The 24939-nt window shown below is 49.8% G+C and carries 21 protein-coding genes, 1 tRNA gene and 1 rRNA gene; 4 read left to right on the top strand and 19 right to left on the bottom strand.

The annotated features are described in order from the left end of the window. Nucleotides 1-120: 120 nt before the first annotated feature. Entirely contained in the window at nt 121-1524 is a 1404-nt protein-coding gene (pdxR, locus tag ACZ481_RS04540; protein WP_464768977.1) for a MocR-like pyridoxine biosynthesis transcription factor PdxR, read from the bottom strand. Nucleotides 1525-1664: 140 nt separating this feature from the next. Here pdxR and pdxK point away from each other — a divergent pair, with 140 nt between their 5' ends. Next, nucleotides 1665-2474, top strand: a complete 810-nt coding sequence (pdxK, locus tag ACZ481_RS04535; RefSeq protein WP_464768976.1) for a pyridoxine/pyridoxal/pyridoxamine kinase — start codon at nt 1665-1667, stop codon at nt 2472-2474. A gap of 129 nt (nt 2475-2603) precedes the next feature. On the opposite strand, the gene ACZ481_RS04530 is transcribed toward pdxK, so the two are convergent. From ACZ481_RS04530 to ACZ481_RS04500, 7 genes are all read right to left on the bottom strand, one after another. Further along, nucleotides 2604-3314, bottom strand: coding sequence for an ABC transporter ATP-binding protein (locus tag ACZ481_RS04530; protein WP_464768975.1), 711 nt, complete (start codon nt 3312-3314; stop codon nt 2604-2606). Further along, nucleotides 3301-4071 carry an ABC transporter ATP-binding protein gene (locus tag ACZ481_RS04525; protein WP_464768974.1) on the bottom strand — a complete coding sequence of 257 codons (771 nt, stop codon included), beginning with the start codon at nt 4069-4071 and terminating at the stop codon, nt 3301-3303. The genes ACZ481_RS04530 and ACZ481_RS04525 overlap by 14 nt, the downstream gene beginning before the upstream one ends. After that, nucleotides 4058-4981, bottom strand: a complete 924-nt coding sequence (locus ACZ481_RS04520) for a branched-chain amino acid ABC transporter permease (RefSeq protein ID WP_464768973.1) — start codon at nt 4979-4981, stop codon at nt 4058-4060. The genes ACZ481_RS04525 and ACZ481_RS04520 overlap by 14 nt, the downstream gene beginning before the upstream one ends. 21 nt (nt 4982-5002) lie before the next feature. Further along, nucleotides 5003-5863, bottom strand: a complete 861-nt coding sequence (locus tag ACZ481_RS04515; protein ID WP_464768972.1) for a branched-chain amino acid ABC transporter permease — start codon at nt 5861-5863, stop codon at nt 5003-5005. Nucleotides 5864-5959: 96 nt separating this feature from the next. After that, nucleotides 5960-7144 carry an ABC transporter substrate-binding protein gene (locus tag ACZ481_RS04510; RefSeq protein ID WP_464768971.1) on the bottom strand — a complete coding sequence of 395 codons (1185 nt, stop codon included), beginning with the start codon at nt 7142-7144 and terminating at the stop codon, nt 5960-5962. 150 nt (nt 7145-7294) lie between these two features. Further along, nucleotides 7295-8560: a helix-turn-helix domain-containing protein gene (locus ACZ481_RS04505; RefSeq protein WP_464768970.1), complete on the bottom strand. Its 1266-nt coding sequence runs from the start codon at nt 8558-8560 to the stop codon at nt 7295-7297. Between the two features lie 203 nt (nt 8561-8763). After that, nucleotides 8764-8994, bottom strand: a complete 231-nt coding sequence (locus tag ACZ481_RS04500) for a hypothetical protein (protein ID WP_464768969.1) — start codon at nt 8992-8994, stop codon at nt 8764-8766. Nucleotides 8995-9120: 126 nt separating this feature from the next. On the opposite strand from ACZ481_RS04500, the gene ACZ481_RS04495 reads away from it, so the two are divergent. Both ACZ481_RS04495 and ACZ481_RS04490 read left to right on the top strand, forming a co-directional pair. Then, nucleotides 9121-10026 (top strand): LysR family transcriptional regulator, encoded by a 906-nt coding sequence (locus ACZ481_RS04495; RefSeq protein ID WP_464768968.1) that lies wholly within the window; start codon nt 9121-9123, stop codon nt 10024-10026. Nucleotides 10027-10118: 92 nt separating this feature from the next. Continuing rightward, on the top strand, nt 10119-10292 hold the full coding sequence (locus ACZ481_RS04490) for a hypothetical protein (RefSeq protein WP_464768967.1): 174 nt from the start codon (nt 10119-10121) through the stop codon (nt 10290-10292). A 208-nt stretch (nt 10293-10500) separates the two neighbouring features. Here the strand turns inward: ACZ481_RS04490 and ACZ481_RS04485 are convergent, their stop codons facing one another. The 3 genes from ACZ481_RS04485 to ACZ481_RS04475 are packed head-to-tail and all read right to left on the bottom strand — an operon-like array spanning nt 10501 to nt 13360. Then, entirely contained in the window at nt 10501-11244 is a 744-nt protein-coding gene (locus ACZ481_RS04485) for a LutC/YkgG family protein (protein WP_464768966.1), read from the bottom strand. Next, complete coding sequence (locus ACZ481_RS04480) at nt 11223-12635, bottom strand: LutB/LldF family L-lactate oxidation iron-sulfur protein (protein ID WP_464768965.1); 1413 nt, start codon at nt 12633-12635, stop codon at nt 11223-11225. Before ACZ481_RS04480 ends, ACZ481_RS04485 begins: the two co-directional genes overlap by 22 nt. Then, a complete protein-coding gene (locus ACZ481_RS04475; RefSeq protein ID WP_464768964.1) occupies nt 12632-13360 on the bottom strand; it encodes a (Fe-S)-binding protein in 729 nt (242 codons plus the stop codon). Before ACZ481_RS04475 ends, ACZ481_RS04480 begins: the two co-directional genes overlap by 4 nt. A gap of 155 nt (nt 13361-13515) precedes the next feature. On the opposite strand from ACZ481_RS04475, the gene ACZ481_RS04470 reads away from it, so the two are divergent. Continuing rightward, a complete protein-coding gene (locus tag ACZ481_RS04470; RefSeq protein ID WP_464768963.1) occupies nt 13516-15147 on the top strand; it encodes an L-lactate permease in 1632 nt (543 codons plus the stop codon). A 163-nt stretch (nt 15148-15310) separates the two neighbouring features. On the opposite strand, the gene ACZ481_RS04465 is transcribed toward ACZ481_RS04470, so the two are convergent. From ACZ481_RS04465 to ACZ481_RS04430, 8 genes are all read right to left on the bottom strand, one after another. After that, nucleotides 15311-15679, bottom strand: a complete 369-nt coding sequence (locus ACZ481_RS04465) for a hypothetical protein (protein WP_464768962.1) — start codon at nt 15677-15679, stop codon at nt 15311-15313. A gap of 463 nt (nt 15680-16142) precedes the next feature. After that, on the bottom strand, nt 16143-17546 hold the full coding sequence (locus ACZ481_RS04460; protein WP_464768961.1) for a hypothetical protein: 1404 nt from the start codon (nt 17544-17546) through the stop codon (nt 16143-16145). A 447-nt stretch (nt 17547-17993) separates the two neighbouring features. After that, nucleotides 17994-19550, bottom strand: a 16S ribosomal RNA gene (locus ACZ481_RS04455). 249 nt (nt 19551-19799) lie between these two features. Continuing rightward, nucleotides 19800-19875 (bottom strand) — tRNA-Trp (locus ACZ481_RS04450). A gap of 231 nt (nt 19876-20106) precedes the next feature. After that, nucleotides 20107-20961: a 3-methyl-2-oxobutanoate hydroxymethyltransferase gene (panB, locus tag ACZ481_RS04445; protein ID WP_464768960.1), complete on the bottom strand. Its 855-nt coding sequence runs from the start codon at nt 20959-20961 to the stop codon at nt 20107-20109. Between the two features lie 43 nt (nt 20962-21004). After that, entirely contained in the window at nt 21005-22435 is a 1431-nt protein-coding gene (locus ACZ481_RS04440; protein WP_464768959.1) for a trimethylamine methyltransferase family protein, read from the bottom strand. Between the two features lie 164 nt (nt 22436-22599). Further along, a complete protein-coding gene (locus ACZ481_RS04435; protein ID WP_464768958.1) occupies nt 22600-23943 on the bottom strand; it encodes an MFS transporter in 1344 nt (447 codons plus the stop codon). A gap of 191 nt (nt 23944-24134) precedes the next feature. Continuing rightward, on the bottom strand, nt 24135-24926 hold the full coding sequence (locus ACZ481_RS04430; RefSeq protein ID WP_464768957.1) for an aspartate/glutamate racemase family protein: 792 nt from the start codon (nt 24924-24926) through the stop codon (nt 24135-24137). Between the last annotated feature and the right edge of the window lie 13 nt (nt 24927-24939).

Below are 24939 nucleotides of genomic sequence, written 5' to 3'. Positions count from 1 at the left end.
CAATATTCACGCGCAGCCCCCGCCCATTGCCGAACCGCAGTCCTATCGGCGCGTATTTTTCTATTATAGCATCATCAAGACCGTTTAGCAGCACGGCCAGGCTATTTTCGCACCGCAAAATTAGGCAAACCAGGCCTGGCGCAGGCGCCTGACAGCGGTAGCGATCTCCGCTGCCGGTATTTTCGAAAAATAGAGTATGATTTGGGGGAATTTTTCCTGGGACGAATCTAAATAGTAATCCTGAACAGGGGCCACACGGCAGCCATGGGCCAAGGCTTTTTCCACCAGCACTTTAGCCGTCAGCTCTGATTTGACACTGAGAATGGTATGCAGCCCTGATTCGGCATCCGCCACCTCAACCTGTTCGCCCAGTATATTTCTAATCGCATCCACCAGCAGGACGTTCTTTTCCGAATACAGCTTGCGCAGCCGGCGAATCTGCCGCTCTAAATGGCCGTCCTCCATAAATTTAGCCAAAGCAAGTTGCTCGATGGTGGAAGCGGCCTGATTATACAGGGATGAGTTTTGGCGGTACAAAGCGAGCAAGCGTTCCGGCAGCACCAGGTAGCTAATCCGTATTGACGGCGGAATCACCTTGGAAAACGAGCCCAGGTACACCACCCGGCCGGCATTATCCAGCCCTTTCAGGGCCGGTATCGGCCGTCCGAAATAACGGAATTCACTGTCATAGTCATCTTCAATAATCGTTCCGTCAACCGCCTGGGCCCATTTCAGCAGCCTTGTTCTTTTGCCAACAGGCATAATATACCCGGTGGGGAACTGATGGGAGGGGCTTAGGTACACCAGCTTGGCGCCGCTTTTAACCAGCTCCTCCATCGCAATGCCATCATGCCTCATTTTTACCGGTATAATGGAAAAGGCATGATCGGTAAAGATGCGTCTCCCGTTCTTAAAACCCGGTTCTTCAAAAGCAATGCTTTTGTGCTCAGGTTTTAGCAGGCTGCAAAGAACATTCAGGAGGTTCTGGACACCGGCGCCGACAATGATCTGGTCCGGCTGGGTATAAACACCGCGTGACTTCTGGATATATTTAGCGATCTGAGTACGCAGCTCCAGCTCGCCGCGAATATGGCCATAGCCAACAAGCCGCTCCTTATTCAAAAAGACTTTACTGATGTACCGTTTCCATAGCGAAAAATCAAACCCGTTAATATCCATCTCGCCGCTGGCAAAATCATAAACTATCCTGGCTTCCGCCGCGGGGGGAGGCTGATAGGTGGCGACGGCGGCTACTGCCGCCGTTTCCCAGCCTATATCCTCGAATTTATTTACCGTGTACCGGGAACGGTCAAAATTGCTGATATAGCCTTCACTCAGCAGCTGCTGGTAGGCTTTCTCCACCGTAATCTTGCTTACCGCCAGACTTTTCGCCAAGCCCCTGATTGACGGCAGCTTTTCCCCTTTGACAATCCGGTTTTGCTCAATGGCATTTTTGAAATGCTGGTAAAGCTGTATATATAAGGGTTCTTTGCTGTTCGGGTTAAGCATCAGCAGCTCTAACATAATATCCTCCTAAAACTGTCCCTGTTAAATATCTTAATTCTGTATATTTTAATATAACCAATTATATTTTATACTACAATTATATTTTTTTAAACCCCGGTACTTGATTTTGAAGTACCAGAATCAAAGGAGGACTTATCATGACAGTAGTTAAAGCACTTACAGTGGCTGGTTCAGATACAAGCGGCGGTGCCGGCCTCCAGGCCGACCTGAAAACTTTTCAGGAGTTTGGGATTTACGGCATGACCGCCCTCACAGTGGTTGTCGCGCAAAACCCGCATAATAACTGGGCCCATGATGTGTATCCCCTGCCGCTCGCGGCGTTAGAGGCCCAGTTGGAAACCGTACTGGCCGGTATTGGCGTCGACGCCCTGAAAACAGGGATGCTGGCCTCCAGCGAGGTCATTGAGCTTGTTGCCAAAAAAATCGACCAGTACCAGGTTAAGAATATAGTGATTGATCCGGTCATGGTCTGTAAAGGGACCGATGAGGTTTTACATCCGGAATCAACAATCAGCATGAAAGAATTCCTCGCGCCCCGGGCTACCGTGATTACGCCCAATATTTTTGAAGCCGAACAATTAAGCGGTATCCGCTCAATTGCGTCAGTGGCTGATATGAAAGCGGCAGCAGCGAAAATTTATACCCTGGGGCCGAAAAATGTGCTGATCAAAGGCGGTTCCAAGCTCAACACCGCCAATGCAGTCGACGTTCTTTATGATGGCACGGAGTTTATCATCCTGGAAAATCCGAAGGTTGATACAAAATTCACTCACGGCGCCGGCTGCACTTATGCGGCGGCAATCACCGCCGGCCTTGCCAAAGGCTTTGCCGTTCCCGCCGCGGTCCGGCAAGCCAAGGAGTTTATCACCACCGCTCTCAAGCATTCTTTTCCGCTTAACCAATATGTCGGCCCTACCTGGCATGCGGCTCACCGGCTGCCAAACTAGCCGCGTAAAAAGACTTGCTTTACTAGCAAGTCTTTTTTATTGGCCCTCATAAGCAAAGCCAAATGAGATGTTGCCTCATTTGGCTTTGCTAACCGGCCGCTCCCCCTCCACTTGCTGCTGGCCCTCAGGTCATTCCCCGAGATAGGCCTTGACCACTTCGGCATTATTGCGCAGACGCTCGCTGGTATCCTGCATAATAATTTTCCCGGTCTTCAGAATATAGCCCCGGTCTGCCACCTTCAAAGCCTTATTGGCATTTTGCTCTACCATAAGGATGGTCAGGCCGGCGTCATTGAGCTTTTTTACAACACTCAGCGAATGATTAACCAGAATCGGCATTAACCCCATTGAAATTTCATCAATCAACAGCAGCTTAGGATTTAACATCAGCGCCCTGGCGATGGCCAGCATTTGCTGCTCACCGCCGCTCATGGTCTTGGCCAGCTGGCTTTTTCGTTCCTTAAGCCGGGGAAAAAGCTCATATGCATTTTCAATATTGGCCGCAATTACTTTATCATCACTGACACTATAGGCCCCCATCCGGAGGTTCTCTTCCACCGATAAATCGGGGAATACCCTGCGCCCCTCGGGTACATAGCCAATGCCGATGCCGGCCCGCTCCCACGGCGGCAACTGGGAAATATCCCTGCCGTTAAAGGTTATGGTGCCGGTTTTGGCCTTTACCAACCCCATAATCGTCTTCATAATGGTGCTTTTCCCGGCCCCGTTCGCCCCTAATATGGTGACAAACTCACCGGCCTGTACATTGATAGCTATGTTGTCGAGAGCCTGGGAATGACCATAAAAGGTACTGATATTCTCTAATTTAAGCACAGTCATCGTCCTTTCCCAGATAAGCTTCGATTACATAGGGATTGTTCTGGATCTCCTGGGGCGCCCCTTCGGCGATTTTTTCCCCGTAACTGATGACGACAACCCTGTCACTTACTGTCATCGCAATGGACATATTATGTTCGACCAGCATAATCGTCGTACCCTGCGCTTTGAGCTGGTTGATAATCGCAATGAACTCCTCTTCCGCATTGTTGCTTAAGCCGGCGCAGGGCTCGTCCAGCAGGATCAGCAGCGGCTCAAGCGCCAAGGCTCTGGCAATCTCCAGCCTGCGCATATAACCGAGGCTCAAATCCCCGGCCCGCCGGTCCCGCTGCGCCAGTATCCCCACTTTGTCCAGCAGCTTTTCCGCCTTCTCCACATTCCTTTTGGTCCGGCTGTTGCCGAAGATGCCTGTCAGCGAGCTATATTGGCTAAGCCCCATGGCCATGATGATATTATCCAGCACAGTCATGTCCTGACAGGGGTGAGAGATTTGAAAGGTACGGGCAACCCGCCGCCGGGCAATCTCGTGCGGTTTTAATCCCTGAATCTCCTGGCCTGACAGCAGGATCTGCCCGGCAGTAGGAGCATAAACGCCGCATACCGTATTAAAAAGCGTTGATTTGCCGGCTCCGTTAGGCCCAATTAACGCTAAGGTTTCGCCTTTATATACATCAAAGCTTACATCATTAACCGCTTTCAGGCCACCGAAAAATTTTTTCAGGTTTAACACCTGCAGCATTTTCTCTTTATTGTTGTCCATCACCGCTTATCCTCCTCTGGCTGCTTAGTCCCAGCATGGCGGCGGCTTTATTCAGGCCGGGTGAGAGCTTGCGCCAGACAAAACTGTTCTCGCCCAGCAAGCCTTCAGGCTGAAACCTCATCATGAAGACCAGCAGACCGCCGTACAGCAGCATCCGGTAATCTGAGATAAATCGGAAAACTTCGGGCATCAGGCCCAGGATAATAGCCCCCGTAATCGCGCCTCTAATGGTCCCCATCCCGCCAATTACAATCATTGACAGAATGGATATCGAGGTAATAAAAGCAAAATCACTGGAATAAATGAAACCCATATAATGGGCATATACGGCGCCTGTTGAACCGGCAATAGCCGTACCGATGGTAAACGCAATGATCTTAAACCGGCTGACATCGATCCCCAGCGACGCGGCAGCCTCCTCATTATTCCGGATGCCGCTTAACGCCAGGCCCAGCCAGGAATTTTGAATTTTAACACATAACAGGCAGACAAGAATGATCAGGCCAACAATTAATGCGAAAAATTCCGGATTGCCAAGCTCGGTACCGAACAAGACCGGCTTTTTGACCTCCAGCCCATAGGACGAGCCAAGATACGGCGTATAATGAAAGACGGCCACAGCCACAAAGTTAACCCCGATGGTAGTCACGGCCAGAAAATCATCCCGTACCCGCAAACTTACCAGGCCAAGCAGCACGCCCACAACCCCGGCGGCAATACCGGCCGCCGGCAGCGCCAGCCAAAAGCTGAAACCCAGCTTTGCGGTCATGACAGCAGCGGTATAGGCACCAATGCCAAAGAAAGCGGCATGTCCCATAGACGGCTGCCCGGCATAACCTGTAATTACATTCAGACTGAGGGCCAGCAGAATAAAAATACCAATATTAATGCCTACAACTAATTCGTACATGCCAACACCCTTTCTTACGTATTAGGCTTTTTTGCTTATCAGGCCTTCAGGCTTAATCAACAGAATAATAATCAACGCGACGAAAGCGATGGCATCCCGCGGCAGGAAAAACCCAATATAACCGGCAACCAATGTTTCGATCAAACCAATTAATAAGGCGGCAATCACCGTGCCTACCGGACTGCCCAGGCCGCCCAGCACAATTAAGGCCAGCATTTTATAGGCCGGAACATCACCCATGGTGGGAAAGACGGAACTATACAGCATGCCGACCATAATGCCGGCGGCAGCGGCAAAAGAGTACCCCAGGAAAAAGTTCAGGGCCACGACTTTATTAATATTGACGCCCATGGCTTTCGCTATCTCCAGGTCCTGGGACGTCGCCCGCCAGGCCAGGCCAATCCGCGTCCGGGTAAGGATATACCATAACAATAGTAAAAAGGCGGCCGCCAGGAGAATGATCAGTATCCAGGTTGGGTTTACCGTCAGGTTTTCCGATTTCCAGGCAGAAAACGGCAGTTGCACAGTAAACTCCCGGATGCGGGGACCGGCAATCAGGCGCAAGAGGTCCTGTATAAAAATGAAAAGGCCGATACTGGCAATAAGCGGCACTATCGGCGGACGGTTCAGCATGGGAATATAGAGAAGCCGCTGGACGGCGGTGCCAAAAAAACCGGTAAGCAACATGGCGCCTAAAAAGGAAAGGACAATATTATCGGTTGCCAAATAAAGAAATAAGCCCGCGTAGGCCCCGATGGCGTAGGCGCCGGCACTGGCCAGATCCAGAATTCTCAGTATGCCGTACACCATAGCCGCCCCCATCGCGGTTAATGCATATACGCCCCCGATGACCAGGCCGTTTAATACTTGCTGCGTGATCATAATTTCATACTCCTTTTCTGCGTTTGGCAAGAAGCAGCCAGGGAAGTAAGGGGATAGAGGCCCATGCCCCTACCCCGTTACCGGCCCTGTATTCGCTCACTCGCTGGGAGGGGTTATAATGTCGTCATCACTAATCTCGCCAAAATAATGGAATTCGGCGTCTTTAACAATTTGGACCTGGACAGACTTTTTAACCTCACCAAGCTGATTGTAGCCTTTAATCAACCCGGTTACAGCTTCATAATCCTTTACTTCTGCCAGTCCCTGGCGAATTTTATCAGGCTCTGCGCCTTTGTTTTTCATGACATGGGCCAGCACCATAAAGGCGTCATAGGTCGATGCGGCCACCATATCCGGTTTATGGCCGTATTTTTGGTTATAGTCCTTAATAAAGTCCTGTACAATCTTGCGGTCACTGTCACGGTTCATGTTGGTGGTGATAATGACACCATTAGCGGCGTCCTTGGCAACACCGAGGAACTGTACAGTGGAGTCAGCCCCTTCTGTGCCGAGAATTTTAGCCGTAATTCCCAGCTCTTTGGCCTGCCGGACAATCTGCGAGCATTCGGCTGCGTAGCCGGGGATATAAATCAGGTCAGGGTTAAGTTGTTTGATTTTGGTCAGGACCGGAGTAAATTCCTTTTCCCCGGTGGAGAAAGAATCAACAGATATGATTTCTGCTCCCAGCTGCTGCGCCTTTTCTGTAAATCCCGCAGCTAGGGTCTTGCCGAAATCAATATCCACCTGGAGAATGGATATCCTCTTGGCTTTGAGCATGTCGACCGCTACTTTGGCGCCGGCTTTGCCCTGAACAGGGCCCACAAAGGACTGGCGGAACATGTAGTCACCGGTTTTCGTAATATCAGGATGGAGCGCATAGGCGGAAATCATAGGAATTTTGGCATCCTGGTAAATTTTGGCGGAAGCGCGGGTGGTACCGCTGTAGGAACCGCTGACAACCGCCACAACGCCGTCTTTGGTTGTCAGCTTTTGGGCAATACTTACTGCCTGCTTGCTGTCCAGGGCGTCGTCATAATTAACAAGCTCGACCTTGCGGCCGTTAATGCCGCCGTCCTTGTTAATCGCCTCCACCGCTAGTTTCGCTGCATTCAATACGCTTTCCCCGTCAGCAGCCGCCGGCCCGGTTACCGGTGCAAAAAAGCCAATTTTTACCGGTCCCTTGTTGTCGGACTGAGTGCTTTGGCCGCCGCCACAGCCGGTTACTACCAGGGCCAGTGTAACTAGGAGTGCCAGCAGAGTAAACATACGTTTTTGGGTCATGTATTTTCCTCCTTTAAGATTAGGTTAATATCTATTATTTAGCACACTTTCCAAAATACCTCTGCAGAATTTTGTCACAATTAGCACACTGTTGACGAAAATAAGAAAAGCTTACTCAGGAAATTCTGTGTAAGCTTGTTTTTCATCTATTTATTCGCCCAGCCTGTAACGCTGCGGGCTTTTGCCTGTTGCCTGCTTAAATACGCGACTGAAGTAATTGGGATCTTGATAACCGACCTTGGCAGCAATCTCAGCTACCCCTTTATCGGTTGTCAACAGTAAAGCCTGCGCCCGTTTTACCCGTACAGCCTTCAGGTAGTCGGTAAAACTCGTTCCCACCAACTCACTAAAAGCCCTGCTAAAATACGACAGACTCAGGTACTCCCGTTTGGCCAGCTCTTCCAGTGATATTTCCCGGTGATAGTTTTCGGCAATAAACTGCTTGGCATGACTAACCGCCCGCACAATAGCCGCCTGCTGCTTCTCTTTAAATAATGCGCACATCTCGACCACAAGCGCCGGCAGCCAGGCTTTCATCTCGTTCAGGGTAGTTACCCTGTCGATTTCCTCGCCGGATCTTATCTTGAGATCCAGCAGGGTGTCCGGGTCCCCTCCCAGCTCCATGATGCCGCGGGATATGACCGTTAGCAGCTCCAGCACCCGCACCTTGAGTACATCAGGGTGTACACGCATGGTGCTGCCAATGGTGTCAAGCATGTGTGCGGCCACAACAGCCCCCTGTTCCCAGTCGCCCTTGCGGATAATGGCCAGCAGCTTGGTCTCGTAATCAATGAATATTTGCTGGCTGGCTCTGTCGCCCCAGGAAACCTCATTATAATGGATGACGGTGCCGTCACCCTGGTAAAACTTATATTTTAAGGCGGCACAGGCTTCAAAATAGGATTGGCGGATGTTTTTAAATTCGTACCCCCGGCCAATTCCCAGGCTGATACTGTAATGCATCTTCTTTGACAAATGGGCTTTAATATGCCGTCCATATCGCTTGGCCGCAATCCGGGTCTCCGCCTGGCCGCCTTTTATATCAACAGGCAGCAGCAAGGCAATATCACGCTCGCCCACAGTAATGGCAAAGATATTGTCCTGGCCAACCACAGTGACAATACCCTCCACATCCTCTTGCAGCATCTTGAGTACCCGGCTGTAAATATCTTTCTGCTGCCGTTTAATAATAGTGTGATCGAAACAGGCTGTACCGGCATTATCAGCCTGAATGACAATCGCCACCGTAGGGAGTAGCTGGATATTAAATACAGACAAAAACTCAGCCATATCCGTTTCGGCATTGCCAAATATTGCTTCAAAGGCAAACTTGCGCCTGACAGCCTCTTTAATCAGCTGCCGGTGTTTATTGGCTATAAAGGTCTTGTTTAAGCCCCACAGATCAGTATCCATCATTACCTACCCGACTTTACCTAAATTGCTGCAAAGAGTGAGCTACTGTTTAATTGGCTATGCAAACAATATATTCCTCCTGCCGGCACGCTGGCAGTATTTAGTCTTACTTTCACCTTCTATATAGAAAAGGCCTATGAATCCAATAACTATTGCCAATTTCACAGGCAAGCCGGCCAAGGCCTATAATTTTATTAAGAACGGTATCAAGAATTTTTATAAACATCAGCTGCCGGCATAATACTTTTTCTGTTCATTGACTTGGCACTCCTCCCCAGCACACTTGCATACCGGATTAAAGGAGGACTGGAGATGGAAATGCTTATATTCTTCGCCGTTGCAATTCTCTTGCCGATAATAAATGAAAACTTTCCTGACCAGCAATAAGGGAAGAAAGGAAGCTCCGCCAGCGAGCTTCCTTTCGCTATTGTAATCACATTAGTGATTACAATGATTATTTGCAACATTCCTGCCGCTGATCCTGGCAATAGTTCCGGGGTACGTATTGTCAAAGCAGTTACTATATGTTAATAATAAGGTATATAGCCTGGAGGAACTGACAAATGGATATTCAATTATTTCGCACCTTTCTACTGGTGGCAAAGCTTAATAACATCACCCAGGCTGCAGAGCAGCTGAATTTCACCCAGCCGACAATCACGGCGCAAATCCAAACACTGGAGGAACATTTTGGCGTAGCCTTGTTCGAACGCATTGGCAAGAAGCTTTTTATTACTGCCGCCGGACGGGAGTTGACCCTCCACGCCGGTAAGCTGTTAACTGCCTATCAGGATATGAATACCGGCATGCAGCGCTATTCCGCCGCCGCTAATCCGATAAAACTGGGGGCATCGACCACAGCCGCCAGCTATATCCTGTCGCCAATATTACTGGGCTTTCAGGAACGCTGCCCGGCGGCCTCCATTCTTGTCGATATCTGCGCAAATCTCCCCCTGACCGTAAAAGGGCTCCTGGATAACACGTTTGATCTGGCCATTGTCCATGATAACATTAACCATAACCAAATCCTGCAGTTCAACCTGACTAAAGAAAAGCTGGTCTGGGTGGCTAAACGGGATTTGTTTATCAGCCATAACTGCTGCCACGACATCAGCCATTATCCATTCATTAATTTCCGTCCCGGCTGTGTATACCGGAGCAAATATGAAGAGGTTGTGCAGGAGCAGGATGTTCATTCTCTGCTTGAATACAGCGATGCCGAGGCCATTAAAAGGGCGGTGCTGGACGGGTTAGGGGCAAGCATACTGCCGCAGGTACTGGTGGAACCCTATTTAGAGGACGGTACCCTTGTGGAATTAACCGGCAAACCGCAACTCACCTTCATTATGTCTGTCGCCTTTCATAAGAGCAAGGTATTGACAGCAGCCATCCGGTCACTGCTGTTGCTGTTCGCAGAACATGCCACTATCCAGAGCGGTTTGCCCGATTATCTTAACACCAAACCATAAAAGATTTTTATCATTACCATAGGCAACCACGATTTCCCTTCCCGCCGGCCCGGACGGTATAATGAAAGCAGCAACACCGGGAGGGAACAGTCATGCGGGCTTGCAGTCTGGTATGCATAATCGGCATAGTATTTTTATTTATTGACCAGTTTTACAGCGGGCTTAGCTGGGAAAGGCTCTTTATCGGCGGGTTTGTAGCTGTCGCCGTCTGGACGGATTGTGAAGGCTGGCTGCGGTATAGGCTCAGGCGCAAAAGACATACGTAATACACAACACAGAGGATATGCCCGGCCATACTGCCTGGGCCAAATCAGATATAGACTAAGGCTTCTGCCAAGTCCTTCAGGACAACGGCAGAAGCCTTAGTCATCTTATGTCCACAGATTTATTATAAATCTTGCTGCGGTAAACTGTTATATGCTAATTATCTCTCGGCCGGGCAAAATTCCTGCCAAAATCGATTGTGTCATGGCCTTAAGACTGGTCGGCAATGACAACTGTCCAGATGCGGACCGGTCCGTGGACCCCGATCGATAAATCCATTTCTATGTCTGAAGTCCGGCTGGGGCCGGTTATGAAATCAACGGCCGAAGGCAAATTACCCTGGCCGCACCGCGCCAGCAGGTCTCTCATCACTGTGGACATAGTGGGTACAATATCCGATTGCCGCATTACGGCAATATGGGTGGGAGGCAGCAGGCTTACAGAACGGCCGGTAGCAGGCCCGTTAAACAGGGCCACGGTTCCCGTATAACCAATTGCGTAATCCACCCAGGTAATGCCCACATCCGCCTGCTCGGCAATTGCTATCAATTCCTGGCGGGATCTTTCCTGATTCCAAAAGGCGGTCTTAACCCCCAGCTGCATCGGGTCCAGATACTTGCGCAGTTCCGGGTGATCCCAGAGGATGGCCGACTTCGCATTTAACACTTTAAGCCAGAGTTTTATCTGGTTAGTGGCCTCGGCACCGTCACGGGCAATGACGACTTTGCCGGTGAGAGCCTCCAGGTTGGCCTTAAACAGTGCCAGCGGCTGTGTATTCTCAAATTGCTGTTCCCGCCAAAAGGCCGGCGGCCCAGCTTCCTGGCGTGCGGGCGCCACAGTGAGGGCCTTATCCCGTCCCAGGGCTTTAGCCACTGTTTGCAAAAATAGTGTTTCCGGGGAGACATCGCCATGGATTACTGTCATGTGCTCACCTACTTCTTGCGTTTTTTCCATCTGTCACGGAATGTCTCATCCGCCGCAGCCGGGAGATAGCGCGAGTTAGTCCAGTTAGATAATAACGGTATCTGGGCTGTAATATAGCCATTTTTCACTAACGGTTTTTGCCCCAGTGACGCAGCCTTCATCGCAAATTTATAGGTGCCGGGCAGCTTGAAAAACCGTTTCCACATGCCAAAGGCTATTTTTTCAAAGGTATTGGTATGCCCGGCACCGACCCGGTGGGCCCGCAGCTTAAGCAGCAACTCCTGCAGCGGGATCTTCGCCGGGCAGGTGCTGGTGCAGGCGGCGCACAATGTCGATGCATAAGGCAGTTCACCCCAGAACGCAAAATCGTTTTCCAGCAGCGGGGTGATGACCGAGCCTATCGGCCCGCCATATACCGACCCATAGGCATGGCCGCCGATCTGACGGTACACCGGGCATACATTAAAGCAGGCCCCACAGCGGATACAGTTCAGTGACTGGCGGTATTCCTCATCAGCCAGAATACGGGAACGGCCATTATCGACAATAACCAGATGGAATTTCTCACAGCCATCAATATCTGCCGTCTGACGGGGCCCGTTGATAACCGAGATATAACTGGTGAGCTTTTGGCCGGTGGCACTACGGGGCAGCATGGATAACAGGGTTTCCAGGTCCTCAAACGTCGGCGCCAGCCGTTCCATGCCCATGACAGTGATAACCACCCTGGGTAAAGCGGTCGACAACCGGGCATTGCCTTCATTGGTAACCAGCGTAACCGAACCTGTTTCCGCAACCGCAAAATTGCAGCCAGTAATGCCAACATCGGCCTCCATAAATTTCTGCCGCAGGACTTGACGGGCAAACCGGGTGAGAGACGGCGTATCCGGTGCCACCTTTTTGCCTGCCACCTGCGAGAACAGGTCGGCAATCTGATACCGGTTCTTATGAATCGCCGGCACAATGATATGCGAGGGCGTCTCACCGGCCAATTGCAGGATATATTCGGCCAAATCGCTTTCAACGACCTCCAGCCCGGCCTTTTCCAGGGCAGGATTAAGGTGTATCTCCTCGGTCACCATGGACTTGGACTTAACGATCTTTTTAGCTTCATATTGCTGGCACAGATCGGTAATGATCCTGCGCGCCTCTGCCGCCGTCGGCGCGAAATGAACCTGCCCGCCAGCCTTGCGCACATTGTCTGCCAGCAGCTTTAAATAGTAATCAAGATTGTCAATTGTGTGCTGGCGAATCAGTCTTGTCTGCTCCCGCCACTGCTCCCAGTTGGGAAGCTCGCGGGCGGCCTTCTCCTTGTTGCCGCTTAAGCGGTCCACCGCTTTGCGGACAGCCTGGCGCATCTGGTCATCTTTTAAGGCTTTAACCGCACGATCCCGAAGATGTAGAGCCGGTCTCTCACTCACGTTCTCATCCCCTCATCTAATAACTCAGCCATATGCATTACCCGGATACCGGACTTTTGCTTTCTCAGACGGCCGGTAATATTCATTAAACAGCTTAAATCGGTGCCAATAAGCACATCAGCCTTGGTTTCTAGTATATTTCGCACCTTCTCATCCACCATAGCCTCGGATATTTCCGGCAATTTAACGGCAAAGGTGCCGCCAAAACCACAGCAGGCCTCCTCATGGGGCAGGGGGACATAGTCTATCGCCTGTACATTTTTGAGTAAAGCATGGATATATTCATCGGTGTTCAAAAACCGGCGGGCATGACAGCTTGAATGGTAGGTAACCCGGTGGGGAAAGCTGGCACCGACATCATCTTTTTTTAATACCTTCACGACAAATTCGCTAAATTCATAAAGTTTGCCGATAAGTTCCTTGGCCTGCCGGTACTGCTCAGGACTCTTCGCAAACAGGGCAGGATAATACTCCTTAACAGCCGTGATACAGGAGCCCGCCGGGGCAACAACATACTCGCTGTTTTTGAAGGCTGTGAGCATGGTCTCGGCTACCGGTTTGGCGTCTTCCCAATAACCGCTGCTCAATGCCGGCTGGCCGCAACAGGTCTGCTCCGGCGGAAAATCCAGTTCCACGCCCAGCTTCTCAAGTACCCTTACCATGGACTCCCCCACCTGCGGGTACATACTGTCGCAGATGCAGGTAATAAATATTGATGCTTTCATTCCCAAGTGACCTCCACAAATAGTATAATTATCCGGCAAGTGGTCATCTATAGTCTGTGCAGATCATCCAGCATTATCCTGTTTTTTTTTAAATCTCTCTTGGAAATAATAGAATAGACTTTTGAGTCTGGTTAAACAGCAGGAGGGACGATAATATGATGTGGACTCAGGAATATGTACCATTAGGCAATCTGGCACTGTCTGCTTTAGCTGCTGCCATTCCCATCATCGTGATTTTTTACTTACTGGCTATCCGCCGGGCACCTGGACAGATTGCCGGAATTTCAGCGCTGGTAGCGGCTTTCCTGGTAGCAGTACTGGTTTATAAGATGCCTTTTACCACCACTCTGATGGCAGCGCTTATGGGCATTGCCTATGGGATTTTCCCCATCTTCTGGATCGTAATAACCGCGATATTCATCTATAATATGACGGTCGAAACCGGTAAATTTGAAATCATTAAAAATTCCATTGCCACCATAACCGATGACCGGCGCCTGCAGGCCCTGCTGATCGCCTTTGCTTTTGGCGCTTTTCTGGAGGGAGCGGCAGGCTTTGGCACCCCTGTGGCCATTTCGGCCGGTATGCTTGTTGGCCTCGGTTTTAATCCCTTATATGCAGCCGGCTTGTGCCTTATCGCCAATACCGCCCCGGTAGCCTTTGGCGGTATTGGGATTCCAATTATTGTGGCCGGCCAGGTTACCGGCCTTGATACGATGAAGATCAGTCAGATGGTAGGCCGGCAGTTACCTTTTATCTCCGTTTTTATCCCTATTTGGCTGATTATGCTAATGGCCGGTTGGAAGGCAACGATGGAAGTACTGCCTGCCTGTTTGATAGCCGGCGTTTCCTTTGCCGTCCTCCAATTCTTGTCTTCAAACTACCTGGGACCGGAACTGCCCGATATCCTTTCTTCTTTGGCTTGCATACTGGCCCTGACTTTTTTTCTGAAGAGCTGGAAACCGGTATCAATCTGGCGTTTCCCCGGTGAGCAGGGAAACAAAACGGCTGCTGCCACCCTGCCAACCTATTCAAGCAGGGAATTGATTACTGCCTGGTCCCCTTTTATTATCCTCACTGTGATGGTTATTCTCTGGGGATTAAAACCGGTCAAAGCCCTTATCGAAGCCCCTACCCTCTCCATTTATGTTCCGGGCTTGCACAATGCCGTTACCCAGGTCGCCCCCATCGCCAAAACCCCGGTGGCAATGGCGGCCGCCTACAAGCTCAACTGGCTGAGTGCAGCCGGAACAGCCCTGTTTATTGCCAGCATTGTTTCCGCCATGATCCTGGGCGTTGGGCCTGGCCGGTTCTTTAGCATCCTCGGTAAAACCTTCAAACAACTGACCAAACCTTTAATCACCATTCCGGCCGTACTCGGCCTTGCGTATATTATGAACTACTCGGGCATGAGTTCCAGCCTTGGCTTGTTCCTGGCCGGGACCGGCTCATTTTTCCCCTTCTTCTCGGCCTGGCTGGGCTGGCTGGGAGTATTTCTTACCGGTTCAGACACATCGGCGAATGCCCTGTTCGGCAACCTGCAGGCGGTAACGGCCCAGCAAGTGGGCGTTGACCCCATTCTGACAGTTGCCGCCAACTCTTCCGGCGGTGTCACCGGCAAAATGATTTCGCCGCAAAGCATCGCTGTGGCCACTGCGGCCACAGGCCTTGTGGGCAAAGAGGGTGACTTATTCAGCTTCACTGTCATGCATTCCCTCGCCCTGGCAGTCATCGTCGGCGTTATGACCTATTTACAGGCCTACATCCTGGCCTGGATGATTCCGTAAAGCCACTGTGCCGCCGCCTGCCAAAATAGCGGCGGCTTTTTTGTTGTTAACCTGCTTTTTTGCCCAGGCATCCCTGTTGCTTTCCGCAAAGAAAGGGCTGGCGTGCCCAATACACGTCAGCCCTGCAGGTCCAAGCAAATAGTATATTACCATTTTGCGGCCGTTATTTTTTTTCTTCCAATTTGAAAAAGGCATTATAGGCTGCCACTACCTGGTTTGCGTTTTCAATCGCCGTGTTTCGTTCCTGAATTACCCGGTTGGCGTCGTTGGTAGCAGCGTCAATATAGCTTTGCGACGCTTTAAGATAAGCATCCACTGCCGCAATGTAGGCGGCCGTGGCTTTGGTATCCTTGGCAGAAGCCGGGGGCACCGGCAGCGGCGGCAATTTAGTCTGCGCCGCAGGGTATTCGGCCGGCAGGTTGGTAGCGGCCGCAGCCGGCACAGGCACAGGAGCCGGCGGCTCGGCCGCTGCCACACTCAGGCTCAGGGCCGCCAGCGCTGCCAGCAGCAGGACATAGAGTTTTGGTTTCATGGTCTTCATCTTCCTTTCCTGAATCAGTAAATTGGGCCTGCGGCGCGATCTGCCGCCGCAGGCTAAGAAAAGACCCGGCCTGGGCCAAGTCCCTCAGAACGCCGGCAAAAACCGCCTGGGCCCTTTAGGGTCTAGGCGTTCTACTTATGATCAGAAACCGCTATACTTTCTGATCATGCTTTATTTTCCTATTACTTCCATCCTACCATAGCGCCACCGGCTTGTCCAGCCGTTGAGACTGGCCCATCGGCATTTCCGCCAGGCGGCCGGGCATTTTGCTTATCCGATCTACTGGCTGGGCTTTGGCCGCAGGCCGGCATTATCCCCGTAAATATCCCAGATAACAACAAAACGGGGCGGCCTCTCAAAACTGAGTAAACTCATTTTCATGAGCTACCAGCCCCTCCGGCTACCCTCGTCTGTTGTCAGTATACTACCTGCCCACGAGTAACGCTGCCAATTCCTATGGTAAACCCCATACCATTTCAAGCGGATGGAAAGAAGGTTCAACAGCAAATTTCAAGCCGCGCTTTTCCACCTTTACAAATCGCTTGGATACAGGCCCAATCATTGTTTTATAGTCCTTTTCCAGGGGTGGAGACGGTTTAAACTGAGGTGTGACGGCAATCGTTTTCTCTTCATTGTCTTTCGTTTTAATTGTTAATATTACGGGGTCCCCATTGGCGTCAAGCAAATAATTTAAATCAAGCGGCTTCATAAAACTGGTTGCCACACCGTTGACCGCCACAAGCACATCACCTGCCGCAACGCCGTTCAGCATGGGAAAGCCCATTGCATCCACTGCTTGTATCCGGAAAAGGCTGCCTTCCTTTGCTTCTGCGTCCATTTCTTTTTTCCAGGTAATTCCATAGTCATAGCGCCCATAAAATTCATGCTGCACATCCAACAAAAGCTGCGCCCAATCCTCGGCTTTCGAACGCCAGTAACTCCTCATGCTTACCAGACCGGAGCTGCCTGCATCGTAATCCAAGTAATAATGACTTTTTTTTCCATATTTTTTACGCATAAGGCTCATATTGACCCAAACGCCGTCTTGATAGGGCCGGGTGGCAATCGTTACGAAGGAATATTGACTGCGGTCAACGTTTTCAAAGCCCTCCAGCGCCATCAGATTAGGGTTGGCGTCCTTCCAGATTTGATAGCCTTTGTAATACAAAAATTCATCCTTGCCTTTTTTGTTTGTAATGGTAGTTTTATAAATAAGTGCCGCCTGGACATCCTCCACGGTTGCGTTAGGGATAAAAAGCTGTGGCTGCAGAATTCTTTTGACTGACTCCTGCGGCGTATCCACCACCTTTCCCTCGCGCACATATTGTTCCTTTTTTATGGCCGGCAGGCGCTTCAATGCGGCCTGCGCATCCCCGCTGGTCTTGATCGTTTTAAGGAGAGTGCCGTTTGATTGCAATTCAACGACAACGGTTTCCATTTCCGTCAGCGCTTTTTCTATTCCTGCCGGCAGTTTATACCACCCACGGAAAATTTTGTCCCTGGTTATTGCCGCCGTTCCCGGGAAAGGCTCACTATCCACCGCCTTCCCGTTGATAAAAAAAATGACATCAGTCACCGGATTCTTTTTTACCTTAGCATCAGCAACTTCGACAAAAAAATAATACAAAGTCTCATCGCCGTTTGCTGGAAATACTTTGTGCAGCGACAGCCTTGCATAATCCCCTTTCAGGCTCCATGTGCCCCTTTCATCAGTCACAAAATAAGAAATTGCGCCATCCAGGCTTTGGTGCCCATAGATATTGCCGCCATTGACATGATAACCAAAAGCTTCAGCACCTCCCGGACTCAGCCATATTGTCAGGCAGAGCATGAACAGCATAATTGTCTTTACATTCACGGCCTTTTCTCCTCTCCGCTTGCCCTGCAGCCTTATACGGGCAAAAAAAGCAGTTCCATATGGCACGCTGCCTGGCTGCTCATTTATTTTTCATTATACATGATAATAAGTCTCATTATCACTAGACTATTTTCCTTTTTTTCAAGGACTTAAGTCCTTTATTTTTATTTACTGCTTTCGGCTTAAATTTGTCTATGCCGCACAAAAACAGATAAGGCCAGCTAAAGCTACTGCTTTAACCGGCCCTATTTGTCTTAAAATCTCTGTGATATACAAGCCGCATTCCCTCAAAACCAAACAATGTAAATGGTCTGCATCTGCCAGGTGTACCGACCTGGAATAGAGCTCGCTTAATGATGTTCTTCGCTTGCGCTCAGAACTAAGCGATTCACTCAGGTTTCCGCGTCGCTTTCGCTCCTAAAAACCTGGTTCTCTGCTTATCCCTAGAAAGGAGGTGATCCAGCCGCACCTTCCGATACGGCTACCTTGTTACGACTTCACCCCAATCATCGGCCCCACCTTCGACGGCTAGTTCCTTTTCTGGTTACCCCACCGGCTTCGGGTGTGACTGACTTTCGTGGTGTGACGGGCGGTGTGTACAAGGCCCGGGAACGTATTCACCGCAGTATGCTGACCTGCGATTACTAGCGATTCCGACTTCACGGAGGCGAGTTGCAGCCTCCGATCCGAACTGAGAGCTTGTTTCTGCGTTTTGCTTGCCTTCGCAGGTTCGCTTCGCTTTGTTTAAGCCCATTGTAGTACGTGTGTAGCCCAGGACATTAGGGGCATGATGACTTGACGTCATCCCCGCCTTCCTCCGCATTCTCTGCGGCAGTCTCCCTTGAGTTCCCGCCTTTACGCGCTGGCAACAAAGGATAAGGGTTGCGCTCGTTGCGGGACTTAACCCAACATCTCACGACACGAGCTGACGACAGCCATGCACCACCTGTTTTTGTGTATCCGAAGATAGGGATCTATCTCTAGACCTTTCACTCAATGTCAAGCCCTGGTAAGGTTCTTCGCGTTGCGTCGAATTAAACCACATACTCCACCGCTTGTGCGGGCCCCCGTCAATTCCTTTGAGTTTCAACCTTGCGGCCGTACTCCCCAGGCGGGGTACTTATTGCGTTAACTCCGGCACAGAAGGGGTCGATACCCTCTACACCTAGTACCCATCGTTTACGGCCAGGACTACCGGGGTATCTAATCCCGTTCGCTCCCCTGGCTTTCGCGCCTCAGTGTCAGACACAGTCCAGAAAGTCGCCTTCGCCACTGGTGTTCCTCCCAATCTCTACGCATTTCACCGCTACACTGGGAATTCCACTTTCCTCTCCTGCACTCAAGCCTGTCAGTTTCCTGCGCCCATACGAAGTTGAGCTTCGCACTTAGACACACGACTTACCAGGCCACCTACACGCCCTTTACGCCCAATAATTCCGGACAACGCTTGCCACCTACGTATTACCGCGGCTGCTGGCACGTAGTTAGCCGTGGCTTCCTCCTTTGGTACCGTCATTACCCTATATTGTTCACATAGGATACGTTCGTCCCAAACGACAGAGCTTTACGACCCGAAGGCCTTCTTCACTCACGCGGCGTTGCTCCGTCAGACTTTCGTCCATTGCGGAAGATTCCCCACTGCTGCCTCCCGTAGGAGTCTGGGCCGTGTCTCAGTCCCAGTGTGGCCGTTCATCCTCTCAGACCGGCTACTGATCGTCGCCTTGGTGAGCCATTACCTCACCAACCAGCTAATCAGACGCAGACCCATCTCTGAACGGTAGCTTATATATAGAGGCCACCTTTCTTATCTCAGTTATGCAACTAAGATACCACATTCGGTATTAGCACCACTTTCGCGGTGTTGTCCCCAATTCAGAGGCAGGTTGTCTACGCGTTACTCACCCGTTCGCCACTAAGTAGCTATTGCTAACTACTCCGTTCGACTTGCATGTGTTAGGCACGCCGCCAGCGTTCGTCCTGAGCCAGGATCAAACTCTCCAATAAAGTTCTTAGTCTTGCGACTATATATATTGAAGCCGTTTTATCGGCTCAATTCAATCAAAATTGTTGTTGGTTGTGCTGCATAACAGCACACCGCACATCTGGCTTTTATGATGCATTTCTTTACATTGTTCAGTTTTCAGGGAACGACGCGCATGGTTGCGCTAGGATCACAGGCGTATCAGAACGATACGCTATCTGCGACGGAATACTATATTAACATCATCAAAGCATGCTGTCAATAGAATATAATGGCAGGGGCAGAAGGACTTGAACCCTCAACCAACGGTTTTGGAGACCGCTACTCTACCAATTGAGCTATACCCCTATGGTTACCACAGATATTTATTATACTATAGACTTTATTAATAAGCAAGAATAATTTGTTCTACATTTATTGGAAACCTTGCACTAAGATTCAAATATAAAAGCTGTCGTGCTAAACCCGCTTAAAAGAACAAATTTTTCACACTCTATGTAAAAAAAGCGTGCCGCATTTCATTTTCTTGAAAGCATTTTGCGGCACGCTTTTTTGTTGAAATTATTACAGCAGCATAGCTTATCCTTTGTTGAGTGCCGCTAAAAACTCTTGTATTTCATCGTCACTCATTTTATAGGAATGTTCCTGATCGTCAGGGAATTGGCCCTGCCGCACTTCGTCAGCATATTGCCGGAAAGCCGTAATTAGAATCTCGCCGGCATTGGCATATTTTTTAACAAACTTCGGAGTAAAGTTGTCATACATACCGACCATATCCGCATAAATCAAAAGCTGCCCGTCCGTGCACGAGCCGGCGCCAATGCCGAGAACGGGAATACCGGCTCTCTCCGTAATTGCCTTACCTACGGCAGTCGGAACACCTTCGACCAAAATACTGAAAGCACCCGCCGCCGCTACAAGGTCAGCCTGGTTAACCAGTTTTAACGCACCTTCGCTGCTGCGTCCCTGCGCGCGATAGCCGCCAATTTGCCCCATGAACTGCGGTGTTAGCCCAATATGCGCCATTACCAGAATACCGGCTTGTTGAATGGCTCTAATCCGGTTGGCGACCATTGCCCCGCCGCCTTCCAGCTTAATGGCATCGGCTCCGGCCTCTTTAACCAAACGTCCGGCATTGGCAATCGCTTCTTCATCTGAGCGCTGGTAAGACATGTACGGCATATCCCCAATGATGAAAGTGTTGGGAGCACCGCGCCGTACAGCTTGGCAGTGGCGGATCATGTCAGCCATCGTTACCGGCAAGGTAGTATCATAACCCAAGCTTACCATGCCCAGCGAATCCCCGACCAGGATCATATCGACACCGGCTTTCTCCTGCATTTTGGCAGTAAGGTAATCATATGCGGTTAAGTAGACAATTTTCTCACCCTCCGCCACCATCCGGCTAAAATCGTTAATTGTTTTCTTGGCCATAAAAAACACCACCTATTTTTAAAATTATGTGAGTTGGTATCTGTTACATTTCTTGCAAGGCTTCAATATACTGAGGAGAAACACCCCTGCCAATTAAATAATCTATCAGCTGCTTATTAATTTTCTCAGCAAGCTCTGGTCTTTGGTAATTGACCAGCATTGAGCTTTTCTTATTTATTATCGTTGCCAGCAGCCTGGCGCCTGGGTCGCCACTGACAGTTCCCCTGGCGCTGACCTCTGGTATAAATGTTTCTTTGCGGAAATTCCTGGCGGTATGTTGTGCAGACAGAAATTGGCCGGCAATACCTACTTTATTAATTAAGTCAACTGCCAGTGTATCGTCATCAACCCGCACACCCCGCAGATAACGCTTTACCATGCCAATAATTTCGAGATCTACAATAAATTTTTCGTAGGATACAGCCAAATAGCTATCCATAATACCTGCGCTCTGGAAAATAAGATTTGTACCGGCCTTATGAGTAGCCAAACAGGTTAGCATGCTTTCATAGCCGGATTGAACGGTTAGGGATTTGGCATCTGTCAGGGAACCGCCGCCGCGGCAGGGAAGTCCGTAGGCTTTGGCAAGCCGGGCAGCATATTCATAGCATAAGGCCCCTTCCGGCGAGCCGATAGCGATGCTGCCTGTCTTCATATCCGCCGTAGTGGTCTGTGATCCATACACAACCGGTGTTCCTGCTCTTAACATTTGGGAGATGGCGATTCCGGCTAACACTTCCGCGTTGGTTAAAGCGATTGTGCCCGCCAAGGTAACCGGTGCCGTAGTGCCTGCCATCGAAGCTGCCGCAATGATAACCGGTTGCGCATATTTTACGAATACCATTAAAGTCTCCAGCATGTTTTTATCAAACTGCAGCGGTGTATTGGTATTTACAATAGTTATTGCCCGGGCCTTCCGGGCCAGTTCCTCTCTGCCAAAGACTATCCTCAGCATATCCATAAGTGCTTCTACTTCTGCCGCTGGCCCCGTACCGGTTATAATCCCTTTATCCGAACACAGCATAGTTGCATACAACATGACAGCAATGCTATTTTTGCCTGTTAAATCCGCAGGCTGCACCACGAACCCGCCGTTAACCTTATACAGGTCACTCTGATGGTACAATTTAATGAAATTTACATAGTCTTCGATAGTAGCCGGATGCTTCGCGCCGGCAGCATCGACAACAGACGGAGAACCCGACCCCGGACAGCATTCCACCTGATCCCCGCCGACAACAATATCATATTGCGGATTGCGCGCAAACAGCGTAAAACTTGACGGAGCTTTCCCCACCCAGTACATAATTTGCTCGTTTGTAAATAAAGCCGTTTGCCCGCTTACTTTTACCCCGTTATCCCTCAATAATGCCAAGATTTCGGGGACATGAAATTTCATGCCGGTTTCCCTGAGAATTTGCAAAGAGGCGTTATGAATTTTTCTCAAATCCGCATCCATATGACCCAAATACATCGTATTCCTCCTCTTCCTCCTGCCAAAACAGCCGCCGGATTCCACTATATTCAGGGGGTGCCTTGACCACATATATTTTTAGTTTGCTGACGGCCAAAACAGCAAATGGCGGCGTCAACCCAAAAACTAAAATTCACCATGGCCAAGACACCAGGACTAAAGACTTACATATTTTCCTGCCTCGTACCTACCCGATCTATTGCGCTTGCCTCCCCCAGGGTTAATGTCTTTGTTTCCGGTGCCCAGGCAACAGAGACGATCGTACCGACTACCAGCGTACCTGTCAGCCAGATAAGCGTAACACTCATCCCCAAATTAGCAATACTCATCGGTAATAGAAAGGTGCCAACGGCTGCACCAAGGCGGCTGGCGGCAGTAGCCAGCCCTACACCGGAAGAACGGACATCAGTGGGAAAGCTTTCCGCCGGAAAAACCCCGACTAAGTTAGATACGGCGGACATTACTAGCGTAAAGGCGGCAAAGGTAATAACCATAAGGGTTTTGGCGCTTTCCGGCAGTAAGCCTAAAACAAGCAGGGCTATAGATAAAAAGATAAAAGAGTTAATGAGAAAGCCGCGACGCGTGAATTTTATCGTCCACCAGATACCGCATAGAGCCCCCACTATCAATAAGGCATTTAACAGCATGTTAGTGGTAAAATTTTCAGACAAACCCATTATTCTCAAAATATCGGGCAAAAACGTATATATAGCAAAATATGGAATTACCAGACACATAAAGAAGATGCAGTTAAACAAGGTACGGGTAATTAATCTTCTGCTGAATAAATCGCTAAAATTACCTGTTGCCGGTACTTGTAGCTCATCGTCAAGCACAACATTGGTCCCTAAATATTTGTGGACTATGGCCTGGGCTTCCTCATGGCGCCCCTGCCGTAGTAACCACCGGGGTGATTCGGGGCTGCCTAGCCGGAAAACAATGACAAACAGCGCCAGCGGAAAAGCAGATATCAGCAGCCAACGCCAGGAATCAGCAAGTGCCGATTGTAAAAATATCCCCAGGAAACTTGCCAGTACATAGCCAAAGGTCCAAATAACACTAAATGCCCCCAAGATAGCGCCACGATGCTTCCGCGGCAAAAATTCCGCCAGCATGGTATGGCCAACACTATAGTCACCGCCGAGGCCAATGCCAATTATGATCCTTAAGCAAAACAACTGCTCCGGTGTCTGCACAAAAAACTGTAAGACGGTGGCAATAGCAATTACCACAAAATTAAGCATAAATATTTTTTTTCGGCCAACGTAATCCGAAACCCAGCCGAGAAACAAACTGCCTAAAAACAAACCAATTAAAGCCGAACTGCCTATAAGCCCCTGCCAAAAGGGGGACAGTCCCATCTGGGGAGTAATAACCGTCAGCGCTATACCAATAACCCCCAGGGAAAAGCCGTCGGTGAAGTGGGCGGCAAAGGTGATTCCGGTCATTCGCCAGTGAAACTTATTTAACGGCACATCGTCATACTTAATTACGCTGCTTGTATTCATTACATAACCTCCTCGTATATTTTCAGGGAGCATATTGCCATCAGCTACGACAGAGGATCATAGAATATGCGTCTATGCTTGGAAACAGCAATATTAGGATGCAAGAATTTTTAATCACCACTTTTTTCAGAATATTTTATTTTATTATTTGTCACTTTCAGTCTGACAACCGTAGCGCCTACACAAAGATATTAGACATGGCCATAATAGTCGCGATGAGCTACAACCGAATAGGCGTAGTCCAGCAAGGTTCCCCAGCTAAATACCGGCAGGTCGATTTCCCGTTGCATAGCCCGCGCAAAAGGCTGCATGCCGGTACATTCCAGCATAATAGCCCCAATATCAGGATGTTTTTTGACAAGACCCTTGCCCGTGTTGATCATTTGTTGTTCCGCCTTGCTGTAATAAGCTTCCGGGCAGTCCGGCCGCTGTAAAGGGTTCCACAAATTATTAAATTCGGTGCAGCCATATTCATCCTGGGCGCCGGCAATGACATAGTTGCTCCCCGGCGTAATGCCTACATTTTTTAAATGCTCTGGGCTGAGAAATTGCTTTTGGGCGCAAATAATGCCGACCTTCTTAGCTGGTCCAATCACCTGCTGAATAAAAGGGACTTGCAGCAAACTGGACATGAATACCGGTACCTCCACCACTGCCGCCACATCCTGCTGAAAAAAGGCAAAGTAGCCACACTCCGCGGCAATTGCCCTACACCCCAGCCGCTCCAGCTTTTTTGCCGCCGCTATGACCGCGGTCCGGCATTGCGCCGGATTATTATCATACACCAGGGTTTTATTGGTTACCCCTGCGGCAATTTCATATTGTACCGGATAGGAAAAAGCGCTGGCATTGCGAACATCACCGGGAAATCCGGGATACGCATCATTAAGCAGGATAATGCCTAATCCCATTCCGTAACACACATGGTTTTTCCGTGTTTTGATATAATTGATGCCCCAATCACGGTTTTGCCAAAAAATCATTGTGAATATGCCC

The organism is Sporomusa intestinalis (assembly GCF_055383785.1).
This window is presented reverse-complemented; position numbering and strand designations above follow the sequence as displayed.